We start from the raw sequence: 18,108 nt of genomic DNA on the forward strand, positions 1-18,108 counted from the left end.
CGCTTCATCCAATCGTTGTATTCACCGCATTACCCGGGAGTTGTCATGTTGGAAGCCTACCGCCACCACGTCGCCGAGCGCGCTGCGCTTGGCATCCCGCCCCTGCCGCTGACCGCGCAGCAGACGGCCGATGTCATTGAACTGCTGAAGAACCCGCCTGCCGGCGAAGCCGATTTCCTGCTGGACCTGCTGACCCACCGCGTGCCGGCCGGCGTGGATGATGCCGCCAAGGTCAAGGCCTCCTACCTGGCCGCCATCGCCTTCGGCAGCGAGCAGAACCCGCTGATCAGCCGCGAGCGCGCCACCGAACTGCTGGGCACCATGCTCGGTGGTTACAACGTCGCCCCGCTGGTCCAGCTGCTGGATGACGCCAGCGTCGGCGTGATCGCCGCCGCCGCGCTGAAGAACACCCTGTTGGTGTTCGATGCCTTCCACGATGTGCAGGAAAAGGCCAAGGCCGGCAACGCCAACGCCCAGTCCGTGCTGCAGAGCTGGGCCGACGCCGAATGGTTCACCAGCCGTCCGGAAGTGGCCCAGAGCATGACCCTGACCGTGTTCAAGGTGCCGGGCGAAACCAACACCGACGACCTGTCGCCGGCACCGGACGCCACCACCCGTCCGGACATCCCGCTGCACGCCCTGGCGATGCTGAAGAACAAGCGTCCCGACGCGGCGTTCGTGCCGGAAGAAGATGGCAAGCGCGGCCCGATCCAGGAAATCCTGTCGCTGAAGGAAAAGGGCCACCTGGTCGCCTACGTGGGCGACGTGGTCGGTACCGGTTCTTCGCGCAAGTCGGCCACCAACAGCGTGCTGTGGTTCACCGGCGAAGATATTCCGTTCATCCCGAACAAGCGTTTCGGTGGTGTCTGCCTGGGCTCGAAGATCGCCCCGATCTTCTACAACACCATGGAAGATGCCGGCGCGCTGCCGATCGAGCTGGACGTCACGCAGATGGAGCACGGTGATGTCATCGAGCTGCGTCCGTACGACGGCAAGGCGCTGAAGAACGGCGAAGTGATCGCTGAATTCCAGGTCAAGTCGGACGTGCTGTTCGACGAAGTGCGCGCCGGTGGCCGCATCCCGCTGATCGTCGGCCGTGGCCTCACCGCCAAGGCGCGCGAGGCGCTGGGCATGCCGGTCACCGACCTGTTCCGCCTGCCGGTGCAGCCGGCCGACACCGGCAAGGGCTTCTCGCTGGCGCAGAAGATGGTCGGCCGCGCCTGTGGCCTGCCGGAAGGCCAGGGCATGCGTCCGGGCACCTACTGCGAACCGAAGATGACCTCGGTCGGCTCCCAGGACACCACCGGTCCGATGACCCGTGACGAACTGAAGGACCTGGCCTGCCTGGGCTTCTCGGCCGACCTGGTGATGCAGTCGTTCTGCCACACCGCGGCCTACCCGAAGCCGGTCGACGTCAAGACCCACCACACCCTGCCGGAGTTCATCTCCACCCGTGGCGGCATCTCGCTGCGTCCGGGCGACGGCGTGATCCACAGCTGGCTCAACCGCATGCTGCTGCCGGACACGGTCGGCACCGGCGGTGACTCGCATACCCGCTTCCCGGTGGGCATTTCGTTCCCGGCCGGTTCGGGCCTGGTGGCCTTCGCTGCCGCCACCGGCGTGATGCCGCTGGACATGCCGGAATCGGTGCTGGTGCGCTTCAAGGGCAAGATGCAGCCGGGCGTGACCCTGCGCGACCTGGTCAACGCGATCCCGCTGTACGCGATCAAGGCCGGCCTGCTGACCGTGGCCAAGGCCGGCAAGAAGAACATCTTCTCCGGTCGCATCCTGGAAATCGAGGGCTTGCCGGACTTGAAGGTGGAACAGGCATTCGAACTGTCCGATGCCTCGGCCGAGCGTTCCGCTGCTGGTTGCTCGGTGCACCTGGACAAAGCGCCGATCATCGAATACCTGACCAGCAACATCACCCTGCTGCAGTGGATGATTGCCGAGGGGTACCAGGATCCGCGTTCGCTGCAGCGTCGCATCGACAAGATGAAGGAATGGCTGGCTGATCCGCAGTTGCTGGCACCGGATGCCGATGCCGAGTACGCCGCGGTGATCGAGATCGACCTGGCCGACATCCACGAGCCGATCGTGGCCTGCCCGAACGATCCGGACGACGTCAAGATGCTGTCCGAAGTCGCCGGCGCCAAGATCGACGAAGTGTTCATCGGTTCGTGCATGACCAACATCGGTCACTTCCGTGCGGCGGCCAAACTGCTGGAAGGCAAGCGTGACATCCCGACCAAGCTGTGGGTGGCTCCGCCGACCAAGATGGATGCCTCCGAGCTGACCCGCGAGGGCCACTACGGCACCTTCGGCAGCGCCGGTGCACGCATGGAGATGCCGGGCTGCTCGCTGTGCATGGGCAACCAGGCGCAGGTGCGCGAGGGCGCGACGGTGTTCTCGACCTCGACCCGCAACTTCCCGAACCGCCTGGGCCGTAATTCGAACGTGTACCTGGGGTCGGCGGAGCTGGCGGCGATCTGCTCGCGCCTGGGCCGGATTCCGACCAAGGAAGAGTACATGGCGGACGTGGGCGTGCTGGAAGCCAGCGGTGCGGAGATCTACCGTTACATGAACTTCGATCAGATCGAGGAGTATCAGGAAGCGGGCAAGCCGGTCGCCGCCTGATTCCTTCTGCTTTCGTGGTGCCGACTTTGGTCGGCACGGATTGGACAGGACCCCCTGGTGAAAACCAGGGGGTTCTTGTTTTGTGGGGTAGGGCGGGGATCGGCAACGGGTGGGGACCGGGCGGGTGCTCCTTTTCCGGTGGGTGACGACCGTTGGTCGTCACGCTTTGCGCGGTGGCGCCCGCCGCTGACGCGCATTGAGCGATTCAGTTACAACCTGGCCCATGCATGGTGCATCGTCGACTGTCCACGCTGGACGTGCAGGGGCGCCGTTTTGCGTGGTAATCCGGCACGGCAACCCGCATCGCCCGTAAAGGGAAGTCTACCGACGGATGTCCAATCAGCCGACGAACTGCTGCTGTCGACGCTGGTACGCGTGCCGCAGGCCTTCGGCCTGCAACTGCGCGTGGAAGCCCCGGTAGCGCCGAGCTGTGCTCGGCAAGCGCAGCGGATAGCAGAATCGTGACGACCAACGGTCGTCACCCACCAGATCGATGACGGCCACGCGCTGACGGCCAGCGGCCGTCACTACCGTCTGGCAGCGCGTAGCCCGGTAGCGCCGAGCCATGCTTGGCGAGCGCAGCGGAAAGCAGAACCGTGACGACCAACGGTCGTCACCCACCATATCGATGATGGCCACGCGTTGACGGCCAGCGGCCGTCACTACCGGATCAGCTACGCGACAACGCCAGCAGGCGCTCGGCGATCTTCTCCAGCGGCAGCTGTTCTTCGGCCGCGCCGAGCTTGAACGCGGCGCCCGGCATGCCCCAGACCACCGAAGTGGCTTCATCCTGCACCAGCGTCGGGGCGCCTGCCTGGCGCAGCTGCAGCAGCCCGCGTGCGCCGTCATCGCCCATGCCGGTCAGGATCACCCCGATCGCATTGGCGCCGGCGCTCTGCGCCACCGACTGGAACAGCACGTCCACCGCCGGCTTGTGCCGGTTCACCGGCGGGCCGTCGTCGATCCGGCAGCGCCAGCGCGCACCATCGCGGATCACCCGCAGGTGCTTGCCGCCCGGCGGCAGGTAGGCATGGCCAGGCAGTACCGCCTCGCCATCGCCAGCCTCGCGCACGGCCATCGCCGAATGCCGGTCCAGGCGCTCGGCGAATGCCGTGCTGAAGGTCGCCGGCAGATGCTGGGTGATCACCACGGCGGGGGCGTCGGCCGGCAGGCCTTCCAGGACCACGCGCAGTGCTTCGGTACCGCCGGCCGAAGCGCCGATGGCGATCAGGCGGTCAGTGGTGCGGAACTGCGAAGGCCGTGGCGCGCTCGCTGCGCCGGGCGATGCCAGCGTGACCTTGGGTACCACGGGCGAACGCACCAGCGCGCGCACCCGTGAGCGCGCAGCTGTTTTCACCTTCTCGATGATCTCATCGGCATAGCCCTGCAGGCCGCGGGTCACATCCAGTTTCGGCTTGGACACGAAATCCACCGCGCCCAGTGCCAGCGCCTGCAGGGTTGTGTCCGCGCCGCGCTCGGTCAGCGATGAAATCATCACCACCGGCAGCGGATGCAGGCGCATCAGGTTCTCCAGGAAGGCCAGGCCATCCATGCGCGGCATTTCCACATCCAGCGTGATCACGTCCGGTGCCAGCCGCTTGATCTTCTCGCGGGCCAGCAGCGGATCGGCGGCGGTGCCGACCACTTCGATGCCCGGATCGCTGGCCAGGATCTCGCTGAGGATCTGCCGGACCACGGCCGAATCGTCCACGATCAGTACGCGACAGGGTTGTTCCAGGCTCATTCGAACAGCTCCACGCCGCCGGTGACCGGGGCTTTGGACAGGCGGGCACGTACGGCCGATTCGGCCGCGGCCACTTCGGCTTCGTGCGCGTGCGGCAGGCGGTTGACCACCACGCGGCCGCTGTCGGCGAAGAACCAGATCTTGCGCGGATGGATCCCGCACAGGTCCTCGGCGATGATGGGAATGTGCTCGGCCTGCAGATACTGGCGCACGAACTCGGCGTTGCGCGTACCCACCGGGTTGCTGGTGAAGCCCTTCAGCACGTTGGCGCCGCCGAACACCTTGGCTTCCAGGCGCTTGCGGTTGGCGCCGCGCTTGAGCAGGTCGTTGATCAGCAGTTCCATCGCGTAGCTGCCATAGCGCGCAGGTGCACCATCGCCGACGTTGCCCTCCGGCAGCAGGAAGTGGTTCATGCCACCGATGCGCAGCACCGGATCGCGCAGGCAGGCGGCCACGCAGGAACCGAGGATGGTGGTCAGCGCGGTGTCATCGTCCACCACCAGGTACTGGGTGGGCAGCAGCTTGGCCGCAGTGACCTTGAAGCGGCTGTCGTAGTAGCGCATGACATCGTCTTCGCGCAGGGCGGCGCTCACGTCGGTGCTCCCGGCGCACGGCGGTACAGCGTCCGGCCACACGGCTGGATCAGGTCGGCGGCATGCAGGTAGTTCTCGGAGTGCCCGGTGTAGAGCATGCCGTCGTCTGCCAGGTGGCGGACCAGCCGGCCGAGGATGTCGCGCTGGGTCGGCTTGTCGAAGTAGATCATCACGTTGCGGCAGAACAGGGCAGTGAACGGGCCGCCGATGTCGAAGCGCGGTGCGAGCAGGTTGAGCGGGCGGTAATCGATCAGTTCACGCAGCGCGGGCACTACCCGGCACTGGCCGTCGTTGGGGCCGGTGCCGCGCTGGAAATAGCGACGTTTCAGATCCGTTTCCAACGAGGCCACGCGCTCCAGCGCATAGACGCCGCGCGCAGCGGTGGCCAGTACCTGCGTATCCACGTCGGTGGCCACGATCCGTACCGGCGGCTTGAGCGTGCCGAAGGCTTCGCAGGCGGTGATCGCGATGGAGTAGGGTTCCTCACCGGTGGACGCGGCGCATGACCAGAGCAGCAGCGGATTGGCGCTGGTGGCGGTGGCGGCCCGTGCCTGCAGTTCCTCGCGCAGCTTGTCGAAATGGTGCGGTTCGCGGAAGAACGCGGTGAGGTTGGTGGTCAGTGCGTTGGTGAACGCCTGCCATTCGTCATCGCCACCGTTTTCCAGATGGTCCAGGTACTGCTGGAAGCTGCGCATGCCCAGCGCACGCAGGCGCCGCGACAGGCGGCCATACACCATGTCCCGCTTGGCCGGCGCCAGGGCGATGCCGGCACGTTGGTGGATGAGTTCGCAGACGCGGCGGAAATCGCGGTCGGCGAAGTCGAATTCGCGATTGTCGGTGCGGACGAGCGGGGAGGCAGGCAGGGTCACAGGGGGTGTCCAGTGCGGGAACGATGGCGCGGGGTGCTACCAGCGCCGTTGCGGATCAGAATTCCTGCCAGTTGCCGTCGTCCGGCGTCTGCAGCACGCGCGGAGTGGGGGCTGGGCGCGCGGCGGTGCGTGCCGGGGCGCGCGCCGGGCCCGCGGGTGTGATCGTGGGTCGTTCAATGCGGGCCGCGACCGCGCGTACCGCGGCATCCACCTGGTTATCCAGGCGGAAGATCGCCACGGCATCGGCAAGCTGGGTCGCCTGTTCTTCCATGGCACGCGCGGCGGCGGTGGCTTCTTCCACCAGCGCCGCGTTCTGCTGGGTGGTTTCGTCCATCTGCACCACGGTCTGGTTGACCTGTTCGATGCCGGCCGACTGTTCCTGCGAAGCCGCCGAAATCTCGGCCATGATGTCGGTCACGCGCTGCACCGATGCGACGATTTCGCCCATGGTGGCGCCGGCCTGGTGGACCAGCGCGGAGCCATCGGACACCTTGCTGACCGACTCATCGATCAGGCTCTTGATCTCCTTGGCCGCTGCGGCCGAACGCTGCGCCAGCGTGCGCACTTCGCTGGCGACCACGGCGAAACCGCGGCCCTGTTCGCCGGCGCGCGCCGCTTCCACTGCGGCATTCAGCGCCAGGATGTTGGTCTGGAAGGCGATGCCGTCGATCACCGAGATGATGTCGGCGATCTTCCTGGAGGAGGCTTCGATCGAGGTCATGGTAGTGACCACCTGGCCGACCACCTCGCCGCCCTGCGAGGCGACGCCGGCCGCGCCGATTGCCAGCTGGTTGGCCTGGCGCGCATGCTCGGCATTCTGGCGCACGGTGGAGGTCAGTTCCTCCATCGATGCCGCGGTTTCTTCCAGGTTGGCGGCCTGCTGTTCGGTGCGGCGCGACAGGTCATTGTTGCCGCTGGCGATTTCACCGGCGGCCAGGGTGATGCTGCTGGTCGCGCCCTGGATCTGGCCGACGATCCGGGTGAGCTGGATGACCGTTGCGTTGGCATCGTCCCGCATGCGGGCGAACACGCCCTGGAACTCACCGTGCATGCGTGCGGTCAGGTTGCCTTCGGCGATGGCCGAAAGCAGCGCCGACAGCTTGCCGAGGTTGTCATCGCTGACCGTCATCATCGCGTTGAGGTTTTCCACCATCGCGCGGAAATCGTGTTCGAACGCGGCGGCGTCGCCGCGCTGGCTGAAGTCGCCGGCCGCGGCCGAGGCGGCCAGCCGCTTGATTTCGGCGTTGATGCGGCCCAGGTTGGCCTTCACCGCATCGACGGTGGTGGTGATGGCGGCCTTGTCGCCGGGGTAGCGGGCGATGTCGGCGCGCAGATCGCCGATGGCGTACTGCTGCACCACCGCCAGCACGTCGTGCAGGGTCTGCACGTGGCTGCCAACCAGCAGGTTGGTGTCACGCACCATCTGGCCGTACTCGCCCGGCACGCTGTCGGCGTCGATCCGGTAGGCCAGTTCACCGGCTTCGTGGCGGCGCGCCATTTCGCGCTGTCCGCCGATCACGGTGTGCAGCTGGTCCTGCATGCGGCCCATGCTGTGCAGCAGGCGCCCGGGTTCGTCGTGCGGCTGTTCGCCGATGGCGTTGTCCAGCTTGCCCGCGGCAATGCCTTCGGCGACCAGGGTGGCCTTGCGCAGCGGGGTGGCGATGCGGCTGCCGATCACCCAGCTCAGCGCCAGTACGACCAGCACGACGATGCCGCCGGTCAGCGCCATGATCAGCGTGAATGTCCACGCCTGGGCCTGCACGTCGTCCATGTACACGCCGCTGGTCACCACCCACTGCCATGGCGCGAACATGTGCGCATAGGTGACCTTGTCGATCGGCTCTTCGGCGCCGGGCTTGTTGGTCTGGTAGTAGGTGAAGCCACCACCGATGCGCGCCATGCCCACCTGCAGGTAGTACAGCGGCACGCCGTCAACGGAGGTGTAGTCCTTCTGCACGCTGCCCACGCGCTCGGGCTTGAACGGGTGCATCAACAGCACGTAGTTCGTGTCCAGCACGTTGTAGTAGTACGCGCTGTCCTGCGCCCGCATGGCGTCGAGCGCCTGGATGGCCGCGGCCTTTGCGGCCGCTTCGGTCAGTTCGCCACTGGCCGCCAGCTTCTGGTAGTGGCTGAGCACGCCTTCGGCCAGTTCCACCTGCACCGCCAGCGATTCCTTGCGGGTTTCGGTCAGGTCCAGGTACTGCATGCGAGAAGCGACGATGGACAGTGCGATGACGCCGATGGCGATCAGCAGGGTGAGCAGGTTGAGCTTGCGGCGAACCGGGAGGTTGTCGAAGTAGCGATGCCAGCGTTGCTTGAGCGTCATGGAGCGGGACCAGAACAGGGAAGGGGGCGCGGATCTGCCGCGTCATCCGTGTTATCGGCCGCGATGGCGGACAATTGAGTGGTGTAGAAGAGCGTGACGACCAACGGTCGTCACCCACCGGGGCGACGACCGCCGCATGACCGCCAGCGGCCGTCACTACCGAGTGGGCAAAAAAAAGACCGGGCACCAGGCCCGGCCTTATCCGAAGACGCAGTCGGATCAGAACTCCTGCCAGTCTCCATCGGCCAGCTCGGTCGCCGGCTGGCGGCTGGCCGGGCGGCGCGGGGCGGACGGGGCGGCCGTCGGTGCAGCGGCACGCGGACGTGTCGGTGCCGGGGTGTCGTGCTGCAGCTCGACCTCGTCCAGGGTGAACACCGACACCGCCTCGCTGAGGTGGCCGGCCTGTTCTTCCATGGCGCGCGCGGCGGCGGTGGCTTCTTCCACCAGTGCGGCGTTCTGCTGGGTGGTTTCGTCCATCTGCACCACGGTCTGGTTGACCTGTTCGATGCCAGCGGACTGTTCCTGCGAAGCGGCGGAGATCTCGGCCATGATGTCGGTCACGCGCTGCACCGAGGCGACGATCTCGCCCATGGTGGCGCCGGCCTTGTGCACCAGCGCCGAACCATCGGCGACCTTGCCGACCGAGTCGTCGATCAGGCCCTTGATCTCCTTGGCCGCTGCGGCCGAACGCTGTGCCAGCGTGCGTACTTCGCTGGCGACCACCGCGAAACCGCGGCCCTGTTCGCCGGCACGTGCGGCTTCCACCGCAGCATTCAGCGCCAGGATGTTGGTCTGGAAGGCGATGCCGTCGATCACCGAGATGATTTCGGCGATCTTCTTCGACGAGGTCTGGATGGCCGACATGGTGGTGACCACCTGGCCGACCACTTCGCCGCCCTGCGAGGCCACGCCGGCCGCGCCGATTGCCAGCTGGTTGGCCTGGCGGGCGTGTTCGGCGTTCTGGCGCACGGTGGAGGTCAGTTCCTCCATCGATGCTGCGGTTTCTTCCAGGTTGGCGGCCTGTTGTTCGGTACGGCGCGACAGGTCACTGTTGCCGCTGGCGATTTCACCGGCGGCCGAGTTGATGGCGCGGCTGGAATGCTTGATGCGGGTGACGATGCCGCTCAGCTGCTCGGCGGTCGCATTGGCATCGTCACGCATCTGCGCGAACACACCCTGGTAATCGCCGTGCATGCGCGCGGTGAGGTCGCCACGCGACAGTGCGTTGAGCAGCTGGGAGATCTGCTCGATGCTCGATGCGTTGGCATCCAGCAGGCCGTTGATCTGGTTGGCCAGCTGCAGGAAGAAGCCGTCCTTGCCTTCGCTGTCCACGCGGTCGGTGAGATCGCCCGCGGCGGCGCGGGCGATGACCCGGGCCACTTCGGCTTCAACGGCGGCTTCCGGGGTGCGGTCGCGCCATTCGGTCACATGGCCGACCGTTTCGCCTGCTTCGTTGCGGATGGTGGAGATGACCTGGGCGAACTGTGCCTGGCCGTACTGCACTTCGCGGCGGGCCACGCCGTTGCGCTCCAGCTCGGAGAGCACGGCCGCATCGGCCTTGCCGCCCACTTCCAGTTCGGCGACCGGGCGGCCGACCAGCGGCGCTTCCACGTCAAAGTCCGGCAGGTCCTTGCGCACTTCGGCGGCGTGCTCGACCAGCGACTGCGCCAGCGCACGGTTGGCGTAGACGATCTGCTGGTTGGCATCGCTGAGGAACACGCCGGTGGAGCTGTAATCCAGCGCGGTGCGGATACGCAGGTTCTCGCTGGCGATGGCCTGGTCGCGTTCGATGCGTTCGCGCAGATCGCGCTGCATGCGCTGCATGGCCTGCATCAGGTCGCCCACTTCATCCGAGCGCGAGGTGTCGATGTGTCCGTCCAGCTTGCCGCTGGCTACTTCGTTGGCCACGCTCACCGCGCCGCGCACGCTGCCGACCAGAGCGCGGGCAAACAGCCACACCAGCACGAAACCGAGCGCGGCGCCGCCGAGCAGGGCAACGATGATCAGCGTGGCCGAGGTGGCATAGGTGGATTCTGCCTGCTCGCGCGCCGCGCGGGCCAGGCGGTTGTCTTCGGCGATCAGCGTTTCCAGTGCGGCGGCCGAAGCACGGTGCTTGGTGCGCGTCTCACCGACGAAGGTATCGATGGCGTCGTCGGGCAGCTGCAGTTCCAGCATCTCGCTGACCGAATCGTAGGAGGCGAGCGCGCCGTTCCATTCCTTGACGAAGGTGTCGAACAGGGCTTTCTGCTGCGGATTGTCGACCAGCGCCGGGTAGGCTTTGATCGACGCATCCATCTGCTTGCGCAGCTCGGCTGCACGGGTGTGCGCCTCGGCCTTGACGTCGTCGCTGGCGCGGATCAGCTGCTGGTAGGAGGAATTGCGGTACTCACCCAGCACGCCGCGCATCTCACCGGCCATTCGGATGCTTTCCATCCGCTTGCCGGCCAGGTCGGTGGTCACGTTGTTGAGCGAGTGCAGGCCACGGTAGGCCACGATGCCCTGAAGCAGCATCACCAGCAGCAGCACCCCGAAGGTGAGCAGCAGCTTGGGCATCAGTTTGAGGTTGTTGATCCAGGGCATGGCGTTGCACTCTCCAAAGGCGGACGCGTCCGGGCCACCATGGCCCGGGTGCAGCAGCCACGCCGGCCGTGCCGGCGTGGCGGGACAGGCCGGTCTTACTTGATGTCGGCCAGCTTCAGGCCAGCCGGCGAGCTGACTTCGATTTCAGCGCGCGAGGCGTCGCGCTCGATCCTGCCGATCACACAGACGGTCTTGCCTTCCAGTGATTCCAGCGGGAAGCTGAACTTGCCGCGGTTGGCGCCAGCGATGCGGGCCGAGAAGGTGTGGCGCGGGAAGGCGCCGCCCATGTACAGGAAGGTCGGCGAACCTTCCGAACCTTCGGCGAAGCGGGCCTTTTCGACCTTGCCGCAGACCATGCCTTCCTTGCCGACCTGGCGCGGGGCCATCTCCGGCGGAATCATGGCCGACTGGGCGGAGGCGGTCAGGGCGGTGGCGGCCAGCAGGGTGGCCGATGCAAAGGCGAACAGGGACTTCATCTACAGGTACTCCAGTAATGGGGATGGGGATCGGGTGGCCGGCCTGGTGCGTTCCGTCGCGGGCGGTCCTTGAATCCCCTATCGGCTGTTGCAGATGGAACTGAAGGATTTTGTTTCGATCCGCTGCAATCAGGCAGCGGCTTCCTCGGCCACGACCGGCTGGCCCATGTCGGCGCTGTCGAGCAGGGTTTCGATGTCCAGCAGGATCAGCATGCGATCGTCCTGGGTGCCGATGCCGGAAATGAAGCGGGTATCCACTGCCGCGCCAAACTCAGGGGTCGGGCGGATCTGCTCGGCCGCCAGCGGGATCACGTCGGAGACGCTGTCCACCACGATGCCGACCACGCGGTCTTCCACGTTCAGCACGATCATCACGGTGAAGGCGTCGTAGCGCGCGTTCTCCAGGCGCAGCTTCAGGCGCAGGTCGATGACCGGCACGATGGTGCCGCGCAGGTTGATCACACCCTTGATGTAGTCCGGTGCATCCGGTACGCGGGTGACCGCATCGTAGCCGCGGATTTCCTGCACCTTGAGGATGTCCACGCCGTAGTGCTCGTCGCCGAGGGTGAAGCTGAGGAACTCGCCGCCGGTATCGGCGTGGGCCTGGTTCTTGTCGTTCATCGAGGGTGTCCTGGGTGCCGTGATTCGCGGTCTCAGGCTCGATATCGGCGGATCCGGGCGGGACTTTAGCAAAAGCGCGCGCGAGCAGGCTCGCCCCTGCGACAAAGGGGCCCTCGCGGGCACGCCGCTACAGTTCGCCGTTCTTGCGGGCGCTGCGCTGGCGGTCGATGCGGAAAATGTAGCGTTGGATGGCGCTGTCGCCGCCGCGCGGCAGGCGGTCGAAGCGCAGCCCCACGCGGGTGACTTCGCTGCCGTTGGGCAGCTTCTGCAGGCGCTCGTTGCAGGCGATCAGGCTGACCTGCAGGTCCGGTCCATCGGGTAGGCTCAGTTCGGCGTCGTAGCGCTTCTGCAGGCCGAACACGGCGTACTCCGCGGGCAGGGTGACCGCCAGTCCGCCGCCGCTGATGTCCACCACGCGCATCGCCAGCCGCTCCGGGCGTCCGTCCACCGCCGGCAGTACCAGCTGCGGGGAGTCGGTGATCGGGGTCTCCAGCCGGTACATCTCCCGGCGCTGCAGGTGCACCATCTCGTCCGGCAGGGTGGTCCGGAACGCGACGTGGCGGCCGTTGTCCAGGCGCTCGATATGGTCCACGCGGAAGCGCACCAGCACCCGGTCCAGCTGGGCAAAGCACAGCAGGTGGCCGGCTGCCTCGGCGGCGCGGTTGGATGCCTCCTGCGGGCTGCCGTCGAGCAGCAGCTCATCACGTTCCTCGTCCAGCTCCAGCACCGCGGTGGGGAAGCTCTGGTCGCGTCCGCCGATGTGGGCGTTGATCAGTGACCGCTGGTCGATCAGCTGCCTGAGCAGCTGGCGGATCTGCAGCGGGTTTTGCACCAGGAAGCGTTCATCGGCGCTGTCGTCGTGCGCGGAGGGGGGATCCTGTGCTGCATCGTGGCTGCCTGCGGACATCGGTTCTGCGTTCGAGTACGGGAAAAACCGTGACGTAGGACACGGTGGCCTTCCAGCATATCGGCATTGGTGCCATTTCCTGAACCCCATGAAAGCGCCCCGTTGCCAGGCGGGGCCAGTGGGGGCATCGGTAGCGCCGGGCCGCGCTCGGCGAGCGCAGCGGCGGGGAGCTGACGGCCAGCGGCCGTCACTACCCGACGGGTGGCGCTAGCCGGCCAGCTCGCGCAGCCGCCGCAGCACGGCGGTATCGCTGCCATCATCATGCAGGCGGAAGCGCGCCACGGCCTCGGCAAGCCCTGCGGCCTGCGATCCCATGGCATGGGTCGCCTCGGTCGAGGCTTCGACCAAGGCCGCGTTCTGGCGGGTGTTGGCGTCCATCTGGGTGATGCTGTGGCTGACCTGTTCGATGCCCGCGCTCTGCTCCTGCGAAGCCGCGGTGATCTCGGCCATGATCTGGTTGACCTGCTGCACCGACTGCACGATCTCGCGCATGGTCGAGCCGGCGCGCTGCACCAGCGCCGAGCCGTGCGCGACCTTGTCCACCGAGTCGTCGATGAGGCCCTTGATCTGTTTGGCCGCTTCGGCCGAACGCTGGGCCAGTACGCGCACTTCGGAGGCCACCACCGCGAAGCCACGGCCCTGTTCACCGGCACGGGCCGCTTCCACGGCGGCGTTCAGGGCCAGGATGTTGGTCTGGAAAGAAATGCCGTCGATCACCGAAATGATCTCTGCGATGCGACGCGAGGCGTGTTCGATGTCGCTCATGGTGGAGACCACGCTGCCGACCACCTCGCCCCCGGAGGCCGCCACCTCGGCCGCACCGCTGGCCACGCGGTTGGCAGTGCGGGCATGTTCGGCGTTCTGCCGCACGGTGGCGGTCAGTTCTTCCATGGTGGCGGCGGTTTCTTCCAGGCTCGCCGCCTGTTGTTCGGTGCGGCTGGCAAGGTGCCCGTTGCCCTGGGCCAGGCCGGCGGCGGTGCCGTTGATGTGGGTGGACGCGTCCTGGATGTTGCCGACGATGCGGGTCAGCTGGGCGATGGTGGCGTTGGCATCGTCGCGGATGCGGCCGAACACGCCGTGGAAATCGCCTTCCATGCGTGCGGTGAGATCGCCCTGCGAGAGCGCCGACAAGAGGGCGGAGATCTGGTCCAGGCTGGTGGCGTTGGCATCCATCAGGCCGTTGAGGTGCTGGGCCAGCTGCAGCAGGAATCCCTCCTTGCCTTCGCAGGCGACACGGCCACTGAAGTCGCCGTTGGCGGCAGCCTGCACGATGCGTTCAAGCTCGGCTTCCACCTCCGCTTCGAGCGTACGATCGGCCCACTCCACCACGAAGCCCTGGCGCTCACCCTGGGTGCTGACGATGGGATTGACGATCAGGCGCAGCAGGCGGCCGCCGACGCGGATGTGCGCACGGTAGGTCGTGCTCAGGGTGTCCAGCAGCCTGGCCTGGTGGGCCGGGTTGCGGTGGAAGATGTCGATGTTGCGGCCGATCAGGTCGCGTGCATCGAACTGTGGCAGGTCGCGGCGCAGGTCGGCTTCGGCAGCGGCCAGCATCTGCTGCAGGGGGCGGTTGACGAATACGATGTTGCGCTCGCGGTCGGCGATCATCACGTTGGTGGTGACATCGTCCAGCGCCGTGCGGATGCGCAGCGTGTCCGCCAATGCCGCCTGTTCGTGTTCGCGCCGCTGCAGCAGCAGCTGGGTACTGGTCTGCACCAGGGTGCGCGCCAGCGATTCGGCCGGGAACTGTTCGGCATGGATGCCGGCCGGCAGCGGCTGGTCGGCGGCCACGCCGCGCGCCAATGCGGCCAGCTGCCGGGGATCATGTCCGAGCAGCAGCAGCTGGCGGCGCATCTGCACGGCCATGACCGAAAGCAGCGCGGTTTCCACCACCACGTAGCTGGCGTGCAGGGCGAGGATGCCGATGCCGCTGCCTGCACTGAACACCGGGTAGGGCAGGCCGCGCTGCTGCAGCCAGAAGAACAGCACGTGGTGCACGGCGATCGCCGCGGCGGCCACCACCAGCGGCAGCCAGTCGCGGTAGTACAGCAGCAGGGCGATCAGCACGATCACGGTGAAATGGGTTTCCAGCAGGCCGCCGGTCTGGTGGATCAGCGTGGCGGCCTGCACCATCCAGGCCAGCGCGACGGTGCAGCGCGACAGCCGCGTGCCGGGCAGCAGATGGACCTGCGCGGCGACCACCAGCAGGGTGGGCAGGCTGAGGGCGAGGAACGGGGTCCAGGCACCGGCGCGCAGCGCAAGCCCCATCGACACCAGTGCCAGCAGGGCGCTGACCCCCAGGAACAGGCGATCGGCTTCTGCCGTGAGGGCCTGCAGAAAAGGAAGTCTTTCGTGACCTGCGAACGAATCAACAGTGCGTGGCGTGGCGGACATGCGCAATGCTCCTTCTGGCATGAACAGCGGCGTGGCGATTCAACGGCGGTCGGTGGGGGCGACGCACAGGGAAATGGGAGAGTCGGCCTTCTGGTACCACAGCGCCGGTGCTGCCCAGCCCATCCAAAGGCCGAGCAGCAGCAGGCCGGCCAGCGCGCGGGCAAAGCGCTGTCGGGTTACGACGACGTCGGCGGAAGCGTCCATCAGCAGACCGGGCGATGTGGTGAGAGCAGTAACGGCCCTGCGCGGACGAACTTGACGGGCGCGTGATGAGAGTGTGACGGCGCGCACGGATTGTCCCGAAATCACGGCGTTCGGCTGGCCGGCCCCTGACAGGTTTCGGGGGCCGCAGACGCAAAGCGGTAGCGCCGACCCATGGTCGGCGGATATCCATCAGCGCAGCTGACAAATTCCGCCGACCATGGGTCGGCGCTACCAGAGCCGCATGTTCCCAGGCCGCCATGGACCTGACGAAGGCGGGGCGGGGTGGGTTGGCGGCGGCGTCGAGCGCCATGGATGGCGCGAAACGAGGCCCGCAGGAGCGGGTTGTGCCGTCCCCCGCGAACCTGCGCCGCCCCGCCAGGCAGTGAATCGCTGTAGCGCTTAGAACTCCTGCCAGTCGCCGTCACCGGCGATGACCGGCTGCCGCACTGTTGCGCGGCGGGTGGTGGGGCGTGCGGTGGCCGCAGGCGCCTTGGCGGCCGAGGAAGCGCTGATGCGTGCGGCGGGCGCCGCGGTGTTCGCCGGCGCGTTGTCGATCAGGCGGAACTGGGCCACTGCATCGGTCAGCTGCATCGCTTGTTCTTCCATCGAACGTGCCGCCGCGGTGGCTTCTTCCACCAGCGCCGCGTTCTGCTGGGTGGTTTCGTCCATCTGCACCACGGTCTGGTTGACCTGTTCGATGCCGGCCGACTGTTCCTGCGAAGCCGCCGAAATATCGGCCATGATGTCGGTCACGCGCTGCACCGAGGCGACGATTTCGCCCATGGTGGCGCCGGCCTGGTGGACCAGCGCAGAGCCGTCGGACACCTTGCTGACCGACTCATCGATCAACCCCTTGATCTCCTTGGCCGCTGCGGCCGAACGCTGCGCCAGGGTGCGCACTTCGCTGGCGACCACGGCGAAACCGCGTCCCTGGTCGCCCGCGCGCGCCGCTTCGACGGCGGCATTCAACGCCAGGATATTGGTCTGGAAGGCGATGCCGTCGATCACCGAGATGATCTCGGCAATCTTCTTCGAGGATGCTTCGATCGCCGACATGGTGGTGACCACTTCGCTGACCACCGCGCCTCCCTGGCTGGCAACGCCGGCTGCGCCGATCGCCAACTGGTTGGCTTGGCGCGCATGCTCGGCATTCTGGCGCACGGTGGAGGTCAGTTCCTCCATCGATGCTGCGGTTTCTTCCAGGTTGGCGGCCTGCTGTTCGGTACGGCGCGACAGGTCGTTGTTGCCGGCGGCGATCTCACTGGCGGCGCCGCGGATGCTCTGCGCCGATACCTGGATGCTGGACACGATGCTGGTCAACTGGCCGACGGTGGTGTTGGCATCGTCGCGCATCAGCGCGAACACGCCGTGGAATTCCCCGTCCATGCGTGCGGTCAGGTCACCGGCGGCGATGGCCCGCAGCAGCTGTGACAGCTGCGACAGGTTGCCGTCGGCCACATGCATCATGGTGTTGAGCTGTTCGATCATCACCTTGAAGTCATGCTGGAAACGCGCGGCATCGCCACGCTGGCTGAAATCACCGACCGCCGCGGCCGATGCCAGTTGCTGGATCTGCGTATTGATCGCCAGCAGGCTGGCCTTGGCCGCATCCATGGACTCATGCAGGAAGGCGCGGCTGGCCGGCAGGCGGCGTGCGTCCGGTTCCAGGTTGCCGATGGCGTACTGGTTCAGCACATCCACCGCATCGCGTAGTGCGTCGAGGTGTTCGAAGATGACCGTATTGATGCCATGCGCCAGCTCGCCATACACGCCGGGGAAGTCTTCCGGGATACGGTGGCTGATGTCCGGGCCGGCGTGCATTTCCACCATCTGCTGGGTCTGGCTGGAGAAGCGGCGAAGCGTGGCGGTCATCTCCGCGGTGGCGGCCAGCATGCGCCCGGCTTCATCGTTGCTGGTGGCCTGGGTGGTGACGCTCAGGTCGCCGCGTGCCACGGCCTGGATGGCCTGCACGGCCTTGCCCAGCGGTACGGTGATGGCGCGCGAGATGATCACCGCCAGCGTGGCCGCAACCAGCGACAACAGCAGCATCGCGGCGATGATGGCGACCAGGCTGGTGTGGTGGGTGGCGTTGGCGTTGGCGATGCCCTGGTCCATCAGCTTGCCGCTGTAAGCGCTGAGGGCCTTGAGGTCTTCGAACAGGGCGCGCCGCAGTGGTCGCGACTGCTCATCGGAAATCTGCTGCGCCAGTACCGCATCGCCGCTGCCGCCGGCCGCGCGCAGCTGTTCGTTGGCCGCCAGATACGCAGCGACTGCTGTCTTGACCTTCGCATACAGGGCGCGCTCGGTGGCATCGGCCGGCAGTGCAGCGTAGGCATCGAGCTCCTGGTGCACCACCTTGGCGGCGGCGTCCATGCGCTTGTTGTAATCAGCCACCTTTTCCGGCTTGTCCAGCATGGTCAGCTGGGCCATCTCATAGGTGCGGAACTCACCCAGCTGCGAGCGTACTTCGCCCAGGTGCTGCACCGAGGGAATGGCATTGCTGGCCATGCCGCGCAACTGCTGGTTGGCCTCGGACAGGCGCAGCAGGGCGAAGCCGCCCAGCACGAGGGTCATCAAGGTGGTCAAGGTGAATCCCACCGCCAGCTTGCGGGCGATGGGAAGATCGGCGAACCACTTCATGCAGGTGCTCCAGGGCAGGGCAGGGCGCAGCGGCCACGCCGCTGGGCGATGTTGGAAAGGACTCGGGACGCGGCGGTGTGGGGGGTCATCACGCCGTCTTTACAGATAGCGGCGCGG

13 protein-coding genes are annotated in these 18,108 nt (G+C 66.8%); 1 reads left to right on the forward strand and 12 read right to left on the reverse strand.

All coding sequences use genetic code 11. The features are described from left to right. Positions 1–45 precede the first annotated feature (45 nt). Positions 46–2,637, forward strand: a complete 2,592-nt coding sequence (gene acnB / locus CXG43_RS09120) for a bifunctional aconitate hydratase 2/2-methylisocitrate dehydratase (protein ID WP_101099685.1) — start codon at positions 46–48, stop codon at positions 2,635–2,637. Between the two features lie 339 nt (positions 2,638–2,976). On the opposite strand, the gene CXG43_RS19115 is transcribed toward acnB, so the two are convergent. From CXG43_RS19115 to CXG43_RS09175, 12 genes are all read right to left on the reverse strand, one after another. Further along, positions 2,977–3,276 (reverse strand): hypothetical protein, encoded by a 300-nt coding sequence (locus tag CXG43_RS19115; RefSeq protein WP_101116247.1) that lies wholly within the window; start codon positions 3,274–3,276, stop codon positions 2,977–2,979. A 31-nt stretch (positions 3,277–3,307) separates the two neighbouring features. Next, positions 3,308–4,381, reverse strand: coding sequence for a chemotaxis response regulator protein-glutamate methylesterase (locus CXG43_RS09130; RefSeq protein WP_101099687.1), 1,074 nt, complete (start codon positions 4,379–4,381; stop codon positions 3,308–3,310). Beyond that, complete coding sequence (gene cheD / locus CXG43_RS09135) at positions 4,378–4,974, reverse strand: chemoreceptor glutamine deamidase CheD (RefSeq protein WP_101099708.1); 597 nt, start codon at positions 4,972–4,974, stop codon at positions 4,378–4,380. The genes CXG43_RS09130 and cheD overlap by 4 nt, the downstream gene beginning before the upstream one ends. Next, the gene (locus tag CXG43_RS09140) at positions 4,971–5,843 is read right to left on the reverse strand and encodes a CheR family methyltransferase (protein WP_101099688.1); all 873 of its coding nucleotides are present in this window, start codon (positions 5,841–5,843) and stop codon (positions 4,971–4,973) included. Before CXG43_RS09140 ends, cheD begins: the two co-directional genes overlap by 4 nt. Before the next feature lie 55 nt (positions 5,844–5,898). After that, positions 5,899–8,169, reverse strand: a complete 2,271-nt coding sequence (locus CXG43_RS09145) for a methyl-accepting chemotaxis protein (RefSeq protein WP_101099689.1) — start codon at positions 8,167–8,169, stop codon at positions 5,899–5,901. A 219-nt stretch (positions 8,170–8,388) separates the two neighbouring features. Further along, complete coding sequence (locus tag CXG43_RS09150) at positions 8,389–10,749, reverse strand: methyl-accepting chemotaxis protein (protein WP_101099690.1); 2,361 nt, start codon at positions 10,747–10,749, stop codon at positions 8,389–8,391. Positions 10,750–10,844: 95 nt separating this feature from the next. Further along, positions 10,845–11,225, reverse strand: a complete 381-nt coding sequence (locus CXG43_RS09155) for a hypothetical protein (protein WP_042611988.1) — start codon at positions 11,223–11,225, stop codon at positions 10,845–10,847. Between the two features lie 129 nt (positions 11,226–11,354). Next, on the reverse strand, positions 11,355–11,846 hold the full coding sequence (locus CXG43_RS09160) for a chemotaxis protein CheW (protein ID WP_101099691.1): 492 nt from the start codon (positions 11,844–11,846) through the stop codon (positions 11,355–11,357). Positions 11,847–11,973: 127 nt separating this feature from the next. Next, entirely contained in the window at positions 11,974–12,753 is a 780-nt protein-coding gene (locus tag CXG43_RS09165; protein ID WP_101099692.1) for a flagellar brake protein, read from the reverse strand. 207 nt (positions 12,754–12,960) lie between these two features. Beyond that, positions 12,961–15,147 carry a methyl-accepting chemotaxis protein gene (locus CXG43_RS09170; RefSeq protein ID WP_101099693.1) on the reverse strand — a complete coding sequence of 729 codons (2,187 nt, stop codon included), beginning with the start codon at positions 15,145–15,147 and terminating at the stop codon, positions 12,961–12,963. Positions 15,148–15,186: 39 nt separating this feature from the next. After that, positions 15,187–15,351, reverse strand: coding sequence for a hypothetical protein (locus CXG43_RS19120; protein ID WP_157825207.1), 165 nt, complete (start codon positions 15,349–15,351; stop codon positions 15,187–15,189). A gap of 399 nt (positions 15,352–15,750) precedes the next feature. Beyond that, a complete protein-coding gene (locus CXG43_RS09175) occupies positions 15,751–17,991 on the reverse strand; it encodes a methyl-accepting chemotaxis protein (RefSeq protein ID WP_101099694.1) in 2,241 nt (746 codons plus the stop codon). Positions 17,992–18,108: the final 117 nt, after the last annotated feature.

It is taken from the genome of Stenotrophomonas sp. Bg11-02 (assembly GCF_002836635.1).
Lineage (GTDB): Bacteria > Pseudomonadota > Gammaproteobacteria > Xanthomonadales > Xanthomonadaceae > Stenotrophomonas > Stenotrophomonas lacuserhaii.